We start from the raw sequence: 1,000 nt of genomic DNA, 5'->3' as shown, positions 1-1,000 counted from the left end.
GGCGGGGGCGTTGTGATCGTGCGAGGGGGAGGGGTGGCCATCGGCCAGAAGGCGTTCTACCAGAGTGGTGCTATCATAGGGCCCGCTCCTGATTTACCCACCTATGAAATCGAGGTTTAAACCCCTGTTAAGCGTCTTTCAAACTGGGTGATTCCTGATTCACCGAGTTTGATAAATGCGGCCAAGCTCTGTTTGTCGTTTTACCCAGCAAGTTTTTTCATTTTTCGCGGCGGGCTACAGGGGGGCGATGAGTTCGTCGTCGTGGGCATGGGCCCGATCCCGGGGGAGGAGACGCTCGAGGCGGCGGTACAACGCTTCCGGCATCGGCTGTTCGAGCACAGCGTGCTGCAGTTGCCGATCCAGTCCCGGGTGCTGCACTACCCCGGGGCCAGCGTGGGAGTGGTGGCGGTCGATCCGGCGCACACCAGCGTGGACGAGGCCCTGCGCCAGGCCGATGCGAGCATGTATGAAGTCAAGCGCCAGCGCCGCGCGCTGGGGTGACGGGAACCTTGCATCCAGGGCGCCCCGGCCCATGGGAATGAGGCCAGGTTCCGCACCCTTGATGCCGCGCATTGTTGCCCCCGCGCCCGGGATGCTAGGATGCGTCTCCCTCAACACAGGCACCCTCTACCATGGCAAACCGCGTTATCGGCCAGCTCCGCGCCCTGGCGGCGAAAATGGCCACCCTCTTTGCGGAACTTTCGGAGTTTCAGCAGCGCATCTGGGTGGTCAGCATCATCAAGGATGCCTACACCGATACCTTCATCGTCAACGAGGGCAGCTTCGAGGTGCCCATGCAGTGGATGCACCGCAAGGGCTACAGCGCCGAGATGCTGGCCCGGGTCGATGCCATGGCGCGATCCCAGGTGGTCCAGCTGGAGTTTGGCGGGCAACGCCACCGCCTGATGCGGGTCAAATGATGCGGCTCAAATAAGGGGCGCCGCCATGGCGTCCCTCTTTGCCCGACGGGCCCCGACAATCCGCAATGCTGTTCACTTAA

At 62.5% G+C, this 1,000-nt stretch carries 1 protein-coding gene and 1 pseudogene; both read left to right on the top strand.

Going from position 1 to position 1,000, the window contains the following annotated elements; all coding sequences use genetic code 11:
• Positions 1-219: 219 nt before the first annotated feature.
• Positions 220-501, top strand: a pseudogene (locus BN1127_RS04530) (diguanylate cyclase domain-containing protein); the annotation flags it as partial.
• A gap of 131 nt (positions 502-632) precedes the next feature.
• Positions 633-920, top strand: coding sequence for a hypothetical protein (locus tag BN1127_RS04525; protein WP_042648671.1), 288 nt, complete (start codon positions 633-635; stop codon positions 918-920).
• Positions 921-1,000 lie beyond the last annotated feature (80 nt).

Source organism: Aeromonas media (genome assembly GCF_000819985.1).
In the GTDB taxonomy this organism is placed as follows: Bacteria; Pseudomonadota; Gammaproteobacteria; order Enterobacterales; family Aeromonadaceae; genus Aeromonas; species Aeromonas media.
This window is presented reverse-complemented; position numbering and strand designations above follow the sequence as displayed.

Bases quoted from the DNA above. Each gene is read 5' to 3' on its own strand.
- BN1127_RS04525 (WP_042648671.1), top strand. From the start codon at position 633: ATGGCAAACCGCGTTATCGGCCAGCTCCGCGCCCTGGCGGCGAAAATG.